Annotated in this window: 13 protein-coding genes; 9 read left to right on the forward strand and 4 right to left on the reverse strand. The window is 54.4% G+C overall.

The features are described 5' to 3' along the window. Window positions 1-166 precede the first annotated feature (166 nt). The 4 genes from lolA (at window position 167) to KOL70_RS02575 (ending at window position 4987) form a co-directional block, all read left to right on the forward strand. Window positions 167-778, forward strand: a complete 612-nt coding sequence (gene lolA, locus KOL70_RS02560) for an outer membrane lipoprotein chaperone LolA (RefSeq protein ID WP_010618286.1) — start codon at window positions 167-169, stop codon at window positions 776-778. Window positions 779-785: 7 nt separating this feature from the next. After that, window positions 786-2132 carry a replication-associated recombination protein A gene (locus KOL70_RS02565; RefSeq protein ID WP_021508355.1) on the forward strand — a complete coding sequence of 449 codons (1347 nt, stop codon included), beginning with the start codon at window positions 786-788 and terminating at the stop codon, window positions 2130-2132. A gap of 97 nt (window positions 2133-2229) precedes the next feature. After that, window positions 2230-3522 carry a serine--tRNA ligase gene (gene serS, locus KOL70_RS02570; RefSeq protein WP_215480164.1) on the forward strand — a complete coding sequence of 431 codons (1293 nt, stop codon included), beginning with the start codon at window positions 2230-2232 and terminating at the stop codon, window positions 3520-3522. Window positions 3523-3835: 313 nt separating this feature from the next. After that, window positions 3836-4987, forward strand: coding sequence for an MFS transporter (locus tag KOL70_RS02575; RefSeq protein WP_058769542.1), 1152 nt, complete (start codon window positions 3836-3838; stop codon window positions 4985-4987). A 98-nt stretch (window positions 4988-5085) separates the two neighbouring features. On the opposite strand, the gene pflA is transcribed toward KOL70_RS02575, so the two are convergent. The 4 genes from pflA to ycaO form a co-directional block, all read right to left on the reverse strand. Further along, window positions 5086-5826, reverse strand: a complete 741-nt coding sequence (pflA, locus tag KOL70_RS02580; protein WP_058757766.1) for a pyruvate formate lyase 1-activating protein — start codon at window positions 5824-5826, stop codon at window positions 5086-5088. Between the two features lie 163 nt (window positions 5827-5989). Beyond that, window positions 5990-8272, reverse strand: coding sequence for a formate C-acetyltransferase (gene pflB / locus KOL70_RS02585; RefSeq protein WP_058769544.1), 2283 nt, complete (start codon window positions 8270-8272; stop codon window positions 5990-5992). Window positions 8273-8341: 69 nt separating this feature from the next. Beyond that, window positions 8342-9202, reverse strand: a complete 861-nt coding sequence (gene focA, locus KOL70_RS02590) for a formate transporter FocA (RefSeq protein WP_215480165.1) — start codon at window positions 9200-9202, stop codon at window positions 8342-8344. Between the two features lie 353 nt (window positions 9203-9555). After that, the gene (gene ycaO / locus KOL70_RS02595) at window positions 9556-11319 is read right to left on the reverse strand and encodes a 30S ribosomal protein S12 methylthiotransferase accessory factor YcaO (RefSeq protein ID WP_215480166.1); all 1764 of its coding nucleotides are present in this window, start codon (window positions 11317-11319) and stop codon (window positions 9556-9558) included. Window positions 11320-11630: 311 nt separating this feature from the next. Here ycaO and serC point away from each other — a divergent pair, with 311 nt between their 5' ends. From serC to ihfB, 5 genes are all read left to right on the forward strand, one after another. Continuing rightward, window positions 11631-12716 (forward strand): 3-phosphoserine/phosphohydroxythreonine transaminase, encoded by a 1086-nt coding sequence (serC, locus tag KOL70_RS02600; protein WP_215480167.1) that lies wholly within the window; start codon window positions 11631-11633, stop codon window positions 12714-12716. A gap of 85 nt (window positions 12717-12801) precedes the next feature. Beyond that, window positions 12802-14088 carry a 3-phosphoshikimate 1-carboxyvinyltransferase gene (aroA, locus tag KOL70_RS02605; RefSeq protein WP_215480168.1) on the forward strand — a complete coding sequence of 429 codons (1287 nt, stop codon included), beginning with the start codon at window positions 12802-12804 and terminating at the stop codon, window positions 14086-14088. 198 nt (window positions 14089-14286) lie between these two features. Next, a complete protein-coding gene (gene cmk / locus KOL70_RS02610) occupies window positions 14287-14967 on the forward strand; it encodes a (d)CMP kinase (protein ID WP_215480169.1) in 681 nt (226 codons plus the stop codon). Between the two features lie 122 nt (window positions 14968-15089). Further along, the gene (gene rpsA / locus KOL70_RS02615) at window positions 15090-16763 is read left to right on the forward strand and encodes a 30S ribosomal protein S1 (RefSeq protein ID WP_021508345.1); all 1674 of its coding nucleotides are present in this window, start codon (window positions 15090-15092) and stop codon (window positions 16761-16763) included. A gap of 86 nt (window positions 16764-16849) precedes the next feature. Further along, window positions 16850-17134 carry an integration host factor subunit beta gene (gene ihfB, locus KOL70_RS02620; RefSeq protein WP_010618275.1) on the forward strand — a complete coding sequence of 95 codons (285 nt, stop codon included), beginning with the start codon at window positions 16850-16852 and terminating at the stop codon, window positions 17132-17134. Window positions 17135-17191 lie beyond the last annotated feature (57 nt).

A 17191-nucleotide genomic window follows, 5' to 3' on the forward strand; every position in this document is an offset into this window, starting at 1 on the left:
CTCCGCAGTGTTATGCCGGGCCAGTGTAAACTGGCCCGTTGTTTATCTGTGGTCCGATCCCCATATCATTGGGAGCTTTCGGCTTTTTCTCCTGTCGAACTGACGGAGCGGCGACTACGGTTAATGCAGTAAGTGTCAGGAAACCATGAATAAGGAATCGTATCAGATGAAATTTCGCGTTATTGCCTGTGGCCTGCTGGCCGGTTTTGTTGCTTCTTCTGCCCTGGCGGATGCTTCCAGCGATCTGCAGCAGCGCCTTAATAAAGTGAACAGCTTCCATGCCAGCTTCAGTCAGAAGGTGACTGACGGTAGCGGCGCAAATGTGCAGGACGGCGAAGGCGAACTGTGGGTAAAACGTCCGAGCCTGTTTAACTGGCACATGACTGCACCGGACGAAAGCGTGATTATCTCCGACGGTAAAAATCTGTGGTTCTATAATCCTTTTGTGGAACAGGCGAGCGTAAGCCTGCTGCAGAATGCCACCAGCAACACGCCGTTTATGCTGATTGCGCGTAACCAGCCCTCTGACTGGCAGCAGTACAACATTAAGCAGCAGGGTGATAATTTTGAGCTGACGCCTAAAAGCAGCGATGGCAACCTGAAACAGTTCACCATCAATGTCACTTCCGCAGGCACCATCAATCAGTTCAGCGCGATCGAGCAGGATGGACAGCGCAGCAGCTATCAGCTGAAGAGCCAGAAAAACGGCGCTATCAGCCCGGATAAATTCACCTTTACGCCGCCAAAAGGGGTAACGGTGGACGATCAACGTCAGTGAGGTGAGGGTGAGTAACCTGTCGCTGGATTTTGCACCGTCAAATGAGTTCAGACCGCTGGCTGCGCGTATGCGGCCAGCGACGCTGCAGCAATATATTGGTCAGCAGCATCTGCTCGCGGCCGGTAAGCCGTTGCCGCGCGCTATTGAGGCGGGTCAGCTGCACTCCATGATCTTATGGGGACCGCCGGGTACCGGTAAAACCACGCTGGCGGAGATCATCGCGCATTACGGCAAAGCCGATGTCGAACGCATTTCAGCGGTGACTTCCGGCGTTAAAGAGATCCGCGAGGCCATTGAGCGCGCGCGGCAGAATCGCCAGGTGGGGCGTCGCACTATTCTGTTTGTTGATGAGGTGCATCGCTTCAATAAGAGCCAGCAGGATGCGTTTTTGCCACACATTGAAGACGGCACCATCACCTTCATTGGCGCAACCACGGAAAATCCCTCCTTTGAACTGAACTCGGCACTGCTGTCGCGCGCCCGCGTTTATCTGCTTAAATCGCTGACCAGCGCGGATATCGAACAGGTGCTGGATCAGGCGATGCAGGATAAAACGCGCGGTTACGGCGACAGCGATATTCTGTTACCGGACAATACCCGGCGCATGATCGCTGAACTGGTCAATGGTGATGCACGACGCGCACTGAATACGCTGGAAATGATGGCCGATATGGCTGAGCTCAATGCGCAGGGACAGCGGGAGCTAACGCCACAGCTGCTGAATGAAGTATCGGGTGAACGCGCGGCGCGTTTCGATAACAAAGGCGACCGCTTTTACGATCTCATCTCGGCACTGCACAAATCGGTTCGTGGTTCAGCCCCGGATGCGGCGCTTTACTGGTACGCGCGCATCATCACTGCCGGTGGCGATCCGCTGTACGTGGCGCGGCGGCTGCTGGCGATTGCTTCGGAAGATGTCGGTAATGCTGATCCGCGCGCCATGCAGGTAGCAATTGCCGCGTGGGACTGTTTTACCCGCGTCGGGCCTGCGGAAGGGGAACGTGCAATTGCCCAGGCAATTGTTTATCTGGCCTGTGCGCCAAAAAGCAATGCTGTTTATACCGCCTTCAAAGCGGCGATGCGTGATGCGCGTGAGTTCCCGGATTACGATGTGCCGGAACATCTGCGTAATGCACCGACGAAGCTGATGAAAGAGATGGGCCTCGGCAAAGAGTACCGTTACGCGCATGACGAACCCAATGCCTATGCGGCCGGCGAGGTGTTTTTCCCGCCGGAAATGGCGCAGACGCGCTACTATCAACCCACCAATCGTGGCCTTGAAAGCAAGATCGGTGAAAAACTCGCCTGGCTTGCTGAACAGGATCAAAATAGCCCGATAAAACGCTACCGCTGATAAACGCGTTACGGTAAGGTGAGCAAGGATTTCAATGCATTCCGGTGGAATGCATCCCTCCATTCGTTCAATCAACCTTTTATTACACAGGATAAGCATGCTCGATCCCAATCTGCTGCGTAATGAGCCAGACGCAGTCGCAGAAAAACTGGCACGCCGGGGATTTAAACTGGATGTGGATACGCTGCGCTCCCTCGAAGAGCGTCGTAAGGTTTTGCAGGTAGAAACTGAAAACCTGCAGGCTGAGCGTAACTCCCGCTCCAAATCCATCGGTCAGGCCAAAGCACGTGGGGAAGATATCGAGCCGCTGCGTCAGGAAGTGAACGCGCTGGGCGAACGCCTGGATGCGGCGAAAGCAGAGCTGGATACCCTGCAGAACGAAATTCGTGACTTTGCGCTTGCGCTGCCTAACCTGCCGGCCGACGAAGTGCCGCTGGGTAAAGATGACAGCGAAAACCAGGAAGTGTGCCGCTGGGGCCAGCCGCGCCAGTTCGATTTCCCGGTGAAAGACCATGTAGAGCTGGGTGAAGCGGTCAAAGGGCTGGATTTCGCCTCGGCGGTGAAACTGACCGGTTCGCGCTTTATCGTGATGCAGGGCCAGATTGCTCGTCTGCATCGCGCGCTGAGCCAGTTCATGATCGATCTGCACAGCCAGCAGCACGGTTATCTGGAAACCTACGTGCCGTATCTGGTGAACCACGAGACGCTGTACGGTACCGGTCAGTTACCAAAATTTGGTGAGGATCTGTTCCATACCAAACCGCTGGGCGAAGAAGCAGGCAGCAGCAACTATGCGCTGATCCCGACCGCCGAAGTGCCGCTGACTAACCTGGTGCGCGATGAGATCGTTGAAGAGGAATCTCTGCCGATCAAACTCACTGCCCACACGCCTTGCTTCCGTTCCGAAGCCGGTTCTTACGGCCGCGACACGCGCGGTTTGATCCGTATGCACCAGTTCGACAAAGTGGAGATGGTGCAGATCGTCGCACCGGAAAACTCCATGGACGCGCTGGAAGAGCTGGTCGGCCATGCAGAAAAAGTGCTGCAGTTGCTGAACCTGCCGTACCGTAAAGTGCTGCTGTGCACCGGCGACATGGGCTTCGGCTCAGCCAAAACCTATGACCTGGAAGTCTGGCTGCCGGCGCAGGACACCTATCGTGAAATCTCCTCCTGCTCGAATATGTGGGATTTCCAGGCGCGCCGCATGCAGGCTCGCTGCCGCAGCAAAACGGACAAAAAACCGCGTCTGGTGCACACGCTGAATGGTTCAGGCCTGGCGGTGGGGCGTACGCTGGTAGCCGTGCTGGAAAACTATCAGCAGGCGGATGGTCGCATTGCGGTGCCGGACGTGCTGCGCCCGTATATGGGCGGGCTGGAATATATCGGCTAATTTGCACTCATGCACAAACCCGGCTCAGGCCGGGTTTTTTATTTCTTAAGCGCATCAGCCATTATTTTTTAACCGGAATTAATCAGAAATAAACGTTATCGTCATGGCTGCGCGTCAAACCATCAAAAATGTATAAATTCATGTAGATAGATTCAGACATAAGACCTTTCTCAAGCCCTGTAACCCGCTGAAGATAAAAATAATAAATTGTTCAGCAGCAAAATGTGCGGCGCTGTTTTTTTGCACATTGACTTTGCCATCGCCAATGGCAAACTGCGCGCAAATCTGTTCATTTCTTTTGGTTTTATTCCCTATGTCAACCTGGTCGCGCCCCGTCCTGCTGCTGCTTTGCGGCTTAATGCTGATGACGGTGTCTATTGCTGTGCTTAATACGCTGGTGCCGCTGTGGCTCACCCACGATCAACTGCCGACCTGGCAGGTGGGCATGGCGAGCTCTGCTTATTACACCGGTAACTTACTGGGCACCTTGCTGGCGGGCTGGTTGATTAATCGCTATGGCTTTAACCGCTGCTTTTACCTTGCCAGCGTACTGTTTGCGCTGGCAACCATGGGCATGGTGCTGCTGGACGGCTTTTACAGCTGGACGCTGCTGCGCTTCACCGCGGGCGTAGGCTGTGCACTGATTTGGGTGGTGGTTGAGAGTGCACTGTTGTGCAGTGGTACCGTGCGCAATCGCGGTCAGCTGCTGGCCGCTTACATGATCATCTATTATCTTGGCACCGTTGCCGGTCAGCTGCTGGTGAGCCGTGTCTCGACAGAACTGCTGCACGTCATTCCCTGGGTGAGCGCGCTGATCGTCTGTGCCGTGCTGCCCGTGGTATTTGTGCAGGTCAACGCCGGTGCGGCTACTGAAGAAGCCTCAACCGGGCGTATCTGGAGCATGCTGCGCCGCCGCAGTTCGCGCTTGGGTATCAACGGCTGCATTATCTCCGGTATCGTGCTCGGTTCGCTCTACGGCCTGATGCCGCTTTATCTTTCGCATCAGGGTATGAGCGATGCCACCGTGGGTTACTGGATGGCGCTGCTGGTCAGTGCCGGGATTGTCGGTCAGTGGCCGGTAGGACGTCTTGCCGACCGCTTTGGTCGCCTGATGGTGCTGCGCGTGCAGGTGTTCGTGGTGATTCTGGGTGCGATTGCTATGCTGAGCGGAACGGCAATGGCACCGGCACTGTTTGTGCTGGGGCTGGCTGGCTTTACGCTTTATCCGGTGGCCATGTCCTGGGCGTGTGAAACGGTGGCGCATCATGAACTGGTGGCGATGAATCAGGCGCTGCTGTTCAGTTATACCGTTGGCAGTCTGGTCGGGCCGGGGATGACCGCGATGCTGATGCAGAACTATTCCGATCGCCTGCTGTTTGTGATGATTGCGGTGGTGGCGCTGGTCTATCTGGTGATGCTGCTGCGTAAAGCCGATCAGCACGCAACACCGGTGGCGCATGCCTGATGGCGGTGCTTAAACGGGACATTCGCAACCTGTCGCAAATGTCCCGGCGGTAACGCTCTGTTTCTTGCCGGTAAAGCTTCAGCTACAGGCCAACCGTCTTAATACATGACGTTATGGCCGTAACCGGCAAGAATATTTTTCACCCGCTCCATGGTCTCTTTCGTTGGCGGCTTCACGCCTTCCAGCTTGTACTCTTCACCCATCGCAATCCATTTATGCTTGCCGAGTTCGTGATAAGGCAGAAGCTCGATCTTTTCAATGTTACTCATGTCTTTAGTAAATTCACCGAGGCGATGCACCGAATCGTCATCGTCCGAATAACCCGGCACCACCACATAGCGAATCCAGGTCCTTTTACCGCGCTTTTGCAGATAGCGGGCGAAATCCAGCGTGCGGTGGTTTGACACGCCGACCAGAATCTCATGGATATCGTCATTGATCTGCTTGAGGTCGAGCATCACCAGGTCAGTTGCATCAAGCAGTTCATCGATCACCGGATCGTAACGGCGCACAAAGCCGTTGGTGTCGAGGCAGGTATGGATGCCCTCGGCCTGGCAGGCGCGGAACCAGTCGCGCACAAATTCAGCCTGCAGAATGGCTTCACCGCCGGAGGCCGTCACGCCGCCACCAGACGCATTCATAAAGTGGCGATACGACAGCACATCCCTCATCAGCTCATCGACGGTAATTTCCTTACCGCCGTGAGTGTCCCAGGTATCGCGGTTGTGGCAGTACAGGCAGCGCATCAGGCAGCCCTGGAAGAAGGTGATAAAACGGATGCCGGGACCGTCAACGGTGCCGCAGGATTCAAACGAGTGGATACGACCGATGGTTGACATTGCGATGTATTCTCCGGTTCAGCCTGGCGTGCAGGCGGCACAATCTGTGTTGTGCTCTGAGGATGTAAGTCGGTTTTGCCAGACTGCCTGCAAAAGCAGACTGGCAAAACTGGCTTGTGGAGAAAAGGCTCCCGCAGGAGCCTTTCGATTACAGTGAGGAGGATTACAGCGACTGAGTAAAGGTACGGGTAATCACATCCTGCTGCTGCTCTTTCGTCAGCGAGTTGAAACGTACGGCATAACCGGAAACGCGGATGGTCAGCTGTGGATATTTCTCAGGGTGCTCCATGGCATCCAGCAGCATTTCACGGTTCATGACGTTAACGTTCAGGTGCTGGCCGCCCTCGATACTGGCTTCGTGATGGAAGTAACCATCCATCAGGCCAGCAAGGTTGGTTTTACGCACGTTATCATCTTTGCCCAGCGCATTCGGTACGATAGAGAAGGTATAAGAGATACCGTCTTTGGCGTAGGCAAATGGCAGTTTGGCCACGGAAGTCAGTGAAGCGACAGCACCTTTCTGGTCACGGCCATGCATTGGGTTGGCACCTGGTCCAAATGGCGCACCGGAGCGACGACCATCCGGGGTGTTACCGGTTTTCTTACCGTATACCACGTTGGAGGTGATGGTCAGTACCGACTGCGTTGGCACCGCATTACGGTAGGTCTGCAGTTTCTGAATTTTCTTCATGAAACGTTCAACCAGGTCACAGGCCAGGTCATCCACGCGCGGATCATTGTTACCGAACTGCGGATATTCACCTTCAATTTCGAAGTCCACTGCCAGACCATCGGCGTCCCGGACAGGTTTCACTTTGGCATATTTAATCGCTGAAAGTGAGTCCGCGGCGACTGACAGGCCCGCGATACCACACGCCATGGTACGATAAACGTCACGGTCGTGCAGTGCCATCAGCGCGGCTTCATAACTGTACTTATCATGCATGTAGTGGATGATGTTGAGTGACGTGACGTACTGTTTTGCCAGCCAGTCCATGAAGTGGTCCAGACGCGCCATCACGGTGTCATAATCCAGCACATCGTCAGTGATTGGCGCTTCTTTCGGGCCGACCTGCATTTTCAGCTTCTCGTCCACACCGCCGTTGATTGCGTACAGCAGTGTTTTAGCCAGGTTGGCACGTGCGCCGAAGAACTGCATTTGTTTACCGACAATCATCGGGCTCACGCAGCAGGCGATGGCGTAGTCATCATTGTCAAAGTCCGGACGCATCAGGTCATCGTTCTCATACTGCAGCGATGAGGTGTCGATGGAGACTTTTGCCGCATACTTTTTGAAGTTAACCGGCAGTTTCTCAGACCACAGGATGGTCATGTTTGGTTCCGGTGATGGCCCCATGGTGTACAGCGTGTTCAGGAAGCGGAAGGTGCTTTTCGTCACCAGCGTACGACCGTCAACGCCCATACCTGCCAGTGATTCAGTGGCCCAGATTGGGTCGCCAGAGAACAGCTCATCGTATTCCGGCGTACGCAGGAAGCGCACCATACGCAGTTTCATCACCAGATGGTCAATCAGTTCCTGTGCCTGCTCTTCGCTCAGTTTACCGGCTTTGATATCGCGCTCGATGTAAACGTCAAGGAAGGTGGACACGCGACCAAACGACATCGCGGCACCGTTTTGTGATTTCACTGCTGCGAGGTAACCGAAGTAGGTCCACTGTACTGCTTCCTGCGCGGTGGTGGCTGGCAGGGAGATATCAAAGCCATATTTGGCGGCCATCTCTTTGATCTGGCCCAGTGCGCGGTGCTGTTCAGAAATCTCTTCACGCAGGCGAATGGTGGCTTCGAGATCAACGCCATTTTCCATGTCACTCTGCAGTGAGTTGAACTGAGCCACTTTGTCTTTCATCAGGAAGTCGATGCCGTACAGCGCGACGCGACGGTAGTCACCGATAATACGACCGCGGCCATACGCATCTGGCAGACCGGTCAGCACGCCGGATTTACGGCAGCGCAGGATATCCGGGGTGTAAACGTCAAACACGCCCTGGTTGTGGGTTTTGCGGTAATCGGTGAAAACTTTCTTCAGCGCCGGGTCCAGCTCGCGGCCGTAAACTTTACAGGAGCCTTCCACCATTTTAATGCCGCCAAACGGGATAATGGCGCGTTTCAGCGGGGCTTCAGTCTGCAGACCAACGATGGTTTCCAGCGATTTGTTAATATAGCCCGCATCGTGTGAGGTGATGGTAGACGCTAAATCAGTGTCGAAATCAACCGGTGCATGGGTACGGTTTTCAATTTTGATGCCTTCCAGCACGCTGTCCCACAGTTTGGTGGTGGCTGGCGTCGCGCCGGCGAGGAATGCTTCGTCACCTTCATACGGCGTGTAGTTTTTTTGGATGAAGTCACGGACGTTGACGCTGTTCTGCCATTCACCGGCGCTAAATCCTTCCCAGGCTGACGCCATTTTTTCATTCAGTTCGGACATGATATACCTGCCTTATTTAGGGAGACTGTAACGTATGGCGCGCTGCTCAGCACGCCCGTACTTAATGACTCAGTGCGCGGACTCACCGTCGCGCAGATAGATAACCCAATAGGTCAACCCGACTAACAGACCGCCGCCAATGATGTTGCCGATGGTTACGGGAATCAGGTTATTAACAATAAAATCGCCAATGCCCAGTGCAGGAAATTGCGCCGCGCTGGCACCGGTCATCTGCCAGAATTCCGGGCTGGCAAAATCGCGAATCATGATGGCCATCGGGACCAGGAACATATTGGCGATGCTGTGCTCAAAGCCGCTGGCTACGAACATCGCAACCGGTAAAATCATTGCCACCATTTTGTCGAGCAGGCTACGGCCGGAGTAGCTCATCCACACCGCCAGACACACCATCAGGTTAGCCAGTGTACCGAGGCTTACCGCTTCGATAAACGTATGATGCATTTTGTGGTCGGCGGTCTGTAAGACATTTAATCCCCAGGCACCATTTGCGACCATATGCTCACCGGCCAGCCAAATCAGCGCCACAAAAAACAGCGCGCCGCACAGGTTGCCAACATAGACATTGAGCCAGTGACGACCCAGTTGCAGCCAGGTAATGCGTCCGCTGGCTTTAGCCACCACAATCAGCACCGTTGAAGTAAACAAATCAGCGCCACAGACGACAACCAGCATTAAACCCAGTGAAAAGCAGATGCCACCGATCAATTTGGCCATGCCATACGGCATAGTGCCGCTGCCGGTGGTGGCGGTGATATAAAACACAAAGGCAATGGAAATAAAGACGCCAGCAGTGATAGCCAGAAAGAAGGTGGTTAAGGGATGTTTAGTCGCTTTATAGACACCGGCATCTTCTGCGACTTTTGCCATCGCCGCCGGTAATAATGAATTAAAAGGGTTGTCAGCTTTCACACTAACGCTCTCCAGAAATTGTCTGTAAAGATACTAACAAAGGAGTATAGGTCAGGAGTTGATGTGGATCATATTTGCCGAAACGGCAGGGTTAAGCAAAGCCGTAAAATGGCCAAAAATTCAAGTAAGCTATTGAAATTTATTAAATAAATAATTTTTAATTTATGCAAAATAAGTTGAAGATGCGGCTGGCTTAAGGGCTATTTTGTTAAATGCTGTTTATCAATGATAGTGAATTGTTATTTATTATTTTCTGCGCCCGATGAATTTTCAGCGGCATTAAAAAAGGGCACTGGATACTGCCAGTGCCCGTTAATTTTCAGGCTAATTGGTCACAGACAAAATGAGCCGATTTATTTCGCAGACCAGTAACGACGTTTTGCTGCCTGTAATTTTTCATACGCGGCCAGCAGTGCCTGATGCGCCGGGAACGCGTGCAGATCGCGGTCAACCACCTGCAGACCGTAGAACGGTGCCTCACCGCTGATGGCAGCCGAAGCGGCGTCGACGGCGGCTTCGCCATACATGCGCACAAACGCGCGATGATACTGCAGCGGATCGCGATCTTCTTCCATCGCCAGCAGCAGCAGAGTCTGCAGGCAGCGATAGTAGTTGGCACGCTCAGGGCTGAAGATCGACTGGTTGAATTCCATGGTCCATTCCGTCCAAATCAGCGCCTGATCCAGATCGCCACCGGCCAGCGCCAGCATCGCTTTCAGCTCGCCAATACGCAGCGTGAACCAGCCGTTGTCTTTGCCGGTCGCCAGCCCCAGCAGCTCACGCACGCGGGTGAAGTCATCATGACCTTCTTCATCCAGCTGTTCGATCAGAGCCAGATACTCCTCGGGTTGCCACTGGGTTGCTGGCAGGGATAACAGCGTTTCACGCAGTGATGCACCCATGTTGTTATTCGCCAGCAGCAGGTCTTCGGCAGGGTAAATATCAGACATGCCCGGTACGATAATGCGGCAGGCGTAAACGCCCAGATGTTCGTAGTCGGCGATATACACTTCTTTATCTTCCGCACGGAAGATCGCCATCAGCGTATCGAACTCTTCATGGGTGGTGCCGGCAAAGCTCCAGTCGACAAAGGGATAGTCGGCATCGTCTTTGAACATATCCCAGGAGATCAGACCGCTGGAATCAATGAAGTGGGTTTCAAGGTTAGCGTGTTCAGCCACTTCTTCATCATCGAAGGTGGGCGGGGTAAACACGTCGAGATCTTTCAGGCCGCGGCCCTGCAGCAGTTCGGTGACGGTACGTTCCAGCGCGACACCAAAGTCCGGATGGGCGCCAAAAGAGGCAAAACAGGTGCCGTTAGCCGGGTTGAACAGCACCACACAGATCACCGGATAGTTGCCGCCCAGCGAAGCGTCATAGGAGAAAATCGGGAAACCTTCCGCTTCAAGACGATTGATGGCCTCTACCACGGCAGGATAGCGCTGCATCACCGCTTCAGGAATTTCCGGCAGGCTGATGGATTCCGCAATAATGCGGTTTTTAATATGGCGCTCAAACACTTCGGATAAGCCCTGTACGCGCGCTTCATTGGCGGTGTTGCCAGCGGACATGCCGTTAGACACATACAGGTTGCCGATGATGTTCATCGGAATGTACACGGTTTGCTGATCGGACTGGCGGGTAAATGGCAGGCCGCAAATACCGCGATCGGCATTACCAGACTGCAGATCCACCAGATCGGAGGCGCTCAGGCTCTGTTCCGGATCGTAAAACTTACGCAGGCGTGCATCCAGAATGCCTTCCGGCAGGCTGTCGTCGTCGGTCAGCGGGAACCATTTCTCGTTCGGGTAGTGCACGAAGTCGCCGTTAGCGATGGTTTCGCCCAGCCAGAAATCGGCAAAGAAGTAGTTGGTTGAGAGGCGCTCGAAATATTCGCCCAGCGCTGAGGCCAGCGCCGCTTTTTTACTGGCGCCTTTACCGTTAGTAAAACAGAGCGGGCAGTCGCGGTCGCGAATGTGCACAGACCAGACGTGCGGCACCGGGTTCAGCCAGGAAGCTTCTTCAATGTTGAAACCCAGATCCTGCAGTTTCTGCTGGAAGCGTGCGATGGAGTCTTCCAGTGCGGCGTCTTTACCTGGAATAAACGTTTGCGTCATGGTGGCGCTCTCTCAAGTCGATGGTTGGGCGTAAAGCGCGCAATAATACGGGTTTTGCGCCTGCTTCGCTATTGCTCCGCCAAATTTCTCAACGCATTGTTACGGCTTTTTCGCGCTCTGGCAGCTGTCTGATTTTACTTCACCGCGCTGCCTCACAAAATTCCGTGGCTTATTACATTTGTGACATAAGCTGCGGTGGAGCGGGATCTGGAAATGTGATCGCTGCCGGATAAATGATTGCAGCCATCCGGAGGCAATGATAAAACCGATGGGGTATTTATAACCGTTCGATATGACAATGGTGAGGGGAAATGGCGCAGGTTTATAATTTTAGCTCCGGACCGGCAATGCTGCCGGTGGAAGTGCTTCGTCGTGCAGAACAAGAACTGACAAACTGGCATGGCTTAGGCACCTCGGTGATGGAAATCAGTCACCGCAGCAAAGAGTTTATTGAAGTCGCGGAAGCGGCGGAGCAGGATTTTCGCGATCTGCTGAAAATCCCGGCCAACTACAAAGTATTATTCTGCCATGGCGGCGCGCGTGCGCAGTTCGCGGCAATCCCGGGCAATCTGCTGGGCGATGCCAGCCGCGCGGATTACATCGACGGCGGCTACTGGGCGCACAGTGCTATTAAAGAAGCAGAAAAATTCTGCTCGCCGAACGCCATTGACATCAAAACCACCCGTGAGGGTAAACGCGCACTGTTACCGATGCGTGAATGGCAGCTCAGCGATGATGCTGCTTATGTGCATTTCTGCCCGAATGAAACCATCGACGGTATTGCCATCGATGAAGAGCCAGACTTCGGCGATAAAGTTGTGGTGGCCGATCTCTCTTCCACCATCCTGTCCCGCCCGCTCGACATCAGCCGCTACGGCGTTATTTATGCCGGCGCGCAGAAGAACATCGGTCCCGCTGGCCTGACGATGGTGGTGGTGCGTGATGACCTGCTGGGCAAAGCGCAGCGCTGGGTGCCCTCCATTCTCGACTACAAAGTGCTGGCCGAAAACGATTCGATGTTTAACACGCCGCCGACGTTTGCCTGGTATCTCTCCGGCCTGGTGTTCAAATGGCTGAAAGAGAAGGGCGGTGTAGCGGAGATGGATAAGGTTAATCAGGCGAAAGCCGATCTGCTGTACGGCGTGATTGATAGCAGCAGCTTCTACCGTAACGACGTCGCCAGTGAAAACCGTTCCCGGATGAATGTGCCTTTCCAGCTGGCCGATGCTGCGCTGGATAAGGTGTTTCTTGAAGAATCACTGAAGGCGGGCCTGCATGCGCTGAAGGGGCACCGTGTGGTTGGCGGTATGCGTGCCTCGATCTACAATGCGATGCCGCTGGAAGGCGTTAAGGCGCTGACCGAATTCATGGTCGACTTCGAACGTCGTCACGGTTAATTATCTACTTTAGTGCCAGCCTGCCCGGCTGGCATCAGACCCTGTCACTGGACAGGGTCTCGTATTTCTGGAGATTTGGTTTCACATGCAGGACTCCCTGACTTTACAGCCGATTGCCCGCGTTGACGGCACGGTAAACTTACCGGGCTCAAAAAGCGTATCAAACCGCGCCCTGTTACTGGCTGCACTGGCGAACGGCACCACGCGCCTGACCAACCTGCTCGACAGCGATGATGTTAAACACATGCTTAATGCGCTGCAGGCGCTGGGTGTCAGCTATACCCTGTCAGCCGATCGCACCGTGTGTGAAGTGGTCGGCAATGGTGGACCGCTGCGTGCCGAACAGCCGCTGGAATTGTTCCTGGGCAATGCCGGAACCGCGATGCGTCCGCTGGCGGCCGCACTGTGCCTCGGCGAGCAGTCGGTGGTGCTGACCGGCGAACCGCGCATGAAAGAGCGTCCGATCGGCCATCTGGTCGATGCGTTACGGCAGGGCGGCGCGCGCATTGATTACCTCGAACAAACCGACTATCCGCCGCTGCGTCTGAACGGCGGATTTACCGGCGGCGAAGTCAGTGTCGATGGCAGCGTTTCCAGCCAGTTCCTGACGGCGCTGCTGATGACCGCGCCGCTGGCACAGCAGGACACCACGATCACCATCAAAGGCGAGCTGGTTTCCAAACCCTACATTGATATCACCCTGCACCTGATGCGTTGCTTTGGCGTGGACGTTGATAATCAGCACTATCAGCGCTTTGTGGTGAAAGGTCAGCAGCAGTATCAGTCGCCGGGTGATTATCTGGTGGAAGGCGATGCGTCGTCAGCGTCCTATTTCCTTGCCGCTGCGGCAATTCGCGGCGGTACGGTGCGGGTTACCGGCATTGGCCGCAATAGCGTGCAGGGCGACATCCGTTTTGCCGATGTGCTGGAGAAGATGGGAGCAGTGATCGAGTGGGGCGACGATTATATTGCCTGCACGCGTGGTGCGCTGAACGCCATTGATATGGACATGAACCATATTCCGGATGCGGCAATGACAATCGCTACCACCGCGCTGTTTGCCGAAGGCACCACGCTGATGCGCAACATCTATAACTGGCGCGTAAAGGAGACCGATCGCCTGGCGGCCATGGCGACCGAGTTGCGTAAAGTCGGGGCGGAAGTGGAAGAGGGGCACGATTTTATTCGGGTCACACCGCCTGCGCAGCTACAGCACGCCGATATCGGCACGTACAACGATCATCGTATGGCGATGTGTTTCTCGCTGGTTGCGCTGTCTGACACGCCGGTAACCATTCTCGATCCCGGCTGCACGGCAAAAACCTTCCCGGATTACTTCCAGCAGCTGGCAAAAATCAGCCACACATCCTAATCCACCCGCCCGGCACCGCTGTGCCGGGCTTCTGAACCCTCTGCTGGCCTCACTGGCGGGAAATTGTTCTGAAACTGTCGAAATTTCTGGCGCTGTCTACGCTAAAGGGTAACCAAGCGGACGCGGGCAGCGTATAATGCCGCGCAATCCAGACAGCCAAGAAGGCTGATCATCAGCACGCAGCAACAGGAGAGAACAATGACGGCAATCGCCCCGGTAATTACCATTGATGGCCCAAGCGGCGCGGGTAAAGGGACTTTATGTAAAGCGATGGCGGAGTCGTTGCAGTGGCACCTGCTGGATTCAGGGGCTATTTATCGCGTACTGGCTCTGGCCGCGCTGCATCATCAGGTGGATATCGAGTCGGAAGAAGCGCTGGTGCCCATGGCGGCGCACCTTGACGTGCGTTTTCTGTCGGTAGACGGTGAAATGCAGGTAGTGCTGGAAGGTGAGGATGTCACCGGCGAAATCCGCACCCAGGAAGTGAGCAATACGGCGTCGCGCGTGGCGGCATTTCCGCGCGTGCGTGAAGCCTTGCTGCGCCGACAGCGTGCTTTCCGCGAGGAGCCGGGTTTAATCGCCGATGGACGTGATATGGGCACCGTGGTTTTCCCGGACGCGCCCGTTAAAATTTTCCTCGATGCCAGCTCCGAAGAGCGTGCGCATCGCCGTATGCTACAGTTGCAGGAAAAGGGCTTTAGTGTTAACTTTGATCGCCTTTTATCCGAGATAAAGGAACGCGACGACCGCGATCGTAACCGCGCCATCGCGCCTTTAGTGCCATCCGCTGATGCTCTGGTGCTGGATTCAACCAGCATGACCATTGAGCAAGTGATTGAAAAGGCACTAGATTATGCCCGCCAGAAGCTGGGCATTTAATCTTTTCGGCGACCGAATTGTAGTAACCCTGTGCCAGGGAAGCGGTGCAGGGCATGTGAAACAACCCCATCCGACAATGACGTCAGGTGGACGTTAAATTGAAGAATCCTAAGATTATCAATATGACTGAATCTTTTGCTCAACTCTTTGAAGAGTCCCTGAAAGAAATCGAAACCCGTCCGGGTTCCATCGTTCGTGGCGTCGTTGTTGCTATCGACAAAGACGTCGTGCTGGTTGATGCGGGTCTGAAATCTGAATCTGCTATCCCTGCAGAACAGTTCAAGAACGCAGCCGGCGAACTGGAAATCCAGGTGGGCGACGAAGTTGACGTTGCTCTGGATGCAGTAGAAGACGGCTTCGGTGAAACCCTGCTGTCCCGTGAGAAAGCTAAACGTCACGAAGCTTGGATCACGCTGGAAAAAGCTTACGAAGACGCTGAAACTGTTACCGGTGTTATCAACGGCAAAGTTAAAGGTGGCTTCACAGTTGAGCTGAACGGTATTCGTGCGTTCCTGCCAGGTTCACTGGTTGACGTTCGTCCGGTCCGCGACACCCTGCACCTGGAAGGCAAAGAGCTTGAATTCAAAGTAATCAAGCTTGATCAGAAGCGTAACAACGTCGTGGTTTCTCGCCGCGCGGTTATCGAATCTGAAAACAGCGCTGAGCGCGATCAGCTGCTGGAAAACCTGCAGGAAGGCATGGAAGTCAAAGGTATCGTTAAGAACCTCACTGACTACGGCGCATTCGTTGACCTGGGTGGCGTTGACGGCCTGCTGCACATCACCGATATGGCGTGGAAGCGCGTTAAGCATCCAAGCGAAATCGTCAACGTGGGCGACGAAATCACTGTTAAAGTGCTGAAGTTCGACCGCGAGCGTACTCGTGTATCTCTGGGCCTGAAACAGCTGGGCGAAGATCCATGGGTCGCTATCGCTAAGCGTTATCCGGAAGGTACCAAACTGACCGGTCGCGTGACCAACCTGACTGACTACGGCTGCTTCGTTGAAATCGAAGAAGGCGTTGAAGGCCTGGTACACGTGTCTGAAATGGACTGGACCAACAAAAACATCCACCCATCTAAAGTTGTCAACGTAGGTGATGTGGTTGAAGTTATGGTTCTGGACATCGACGAAGAGCGTCGTCGCATCTCCCTGGGTCTGAAGCAGTGCAAATCTAACCCATGGCAGCAGTTCGCAGAGACCCACAACAAAGGCGATCGCGTTGAAGGTAAAATCAAGTCAATCACTGACTTCGGTATCTTCATCGGCCTGGACGGTGGCATCGACGGTCTGGTTCACCTGTCTGACATCTCCTGGAACGCGACTGGCGAAGAAGCCGTTCGTGAGTACAAGAAAGGCGACGAAATCGCTGCCGTTGTACTGCAGGTTGACGCAGAGCGTGAGCGTATTTCTCTGGGCGTGAAGCAGCTGGCTGAAGATCCATTCAACAACTACATCACCCTGAACAAGAAAGGCGCAATCGTGACGGGTAAAGTCACTGCAGTTGACGCTAAAGGTGCTACAGTAGAATTAGCTGACGGCGTAGAAGGTTACCTGCGCGCTTCTGAAGCTTCTCTGGACCGCATCGAAGACGCCACTCAGGTTCTGAGCGTAGGCGACGACGTTGAAGCGAAATTCACCGGCGTTGACCGTAAGAACCGCGTTGTGAGCCTGTCTGTTCGTGCTAAAGACCAGGCTGACGAGAAAGAAGCTATCAACACTGTTAACACCAAACAGGAAGATGGCAACTTCTCTAACGCAATGGCTGAAGCGTTCAAAGCGGCTAAAGGCGAGTAATCGACCCGAAGCACCGGACGATGAAAATCGTCCGGTTTCGGTAAAAGCTGTCATACCTTTCCAAACAGGGATTAACCGGAGGTTACATGACCAAGTCAGAACTGATTGAAAGACTTGCTGGCCAGCATACTCATATCCCGGCGAAAGTCGTTGAGGATGCGGTCAAAGAGATGCTCGAGCACATGGCCACTACGCTGGCCCAGGGCGAGCGCATTGAAATCCGGGGATTCGGCAGCTTTTCTTTGCACTACCGCGCACCGCGCACTGGTCGTAACCCGAAAACGGGTGACAAAGTGGAACTGGAAGGTAAATACGTTCCCCACTTCAAGCCAGGCAAAGAATTGCGTGACCGTGCAAATATCTACGGCTAAGCCGTTACCGAACGATAAAAACGACACCTGCAGGTGTCGTTTTTTTTGCCTCGCGTT

Source organism: Pantoea sp. B270, assembly GCF_018726825.1.
Taxonomy (GTDB): Bacteria; Pseudomonadota; Gammaproteobacteria; order Enterobacterales; family Enterobacteriaceae; genus Pantoea; species Pantoea dispersa.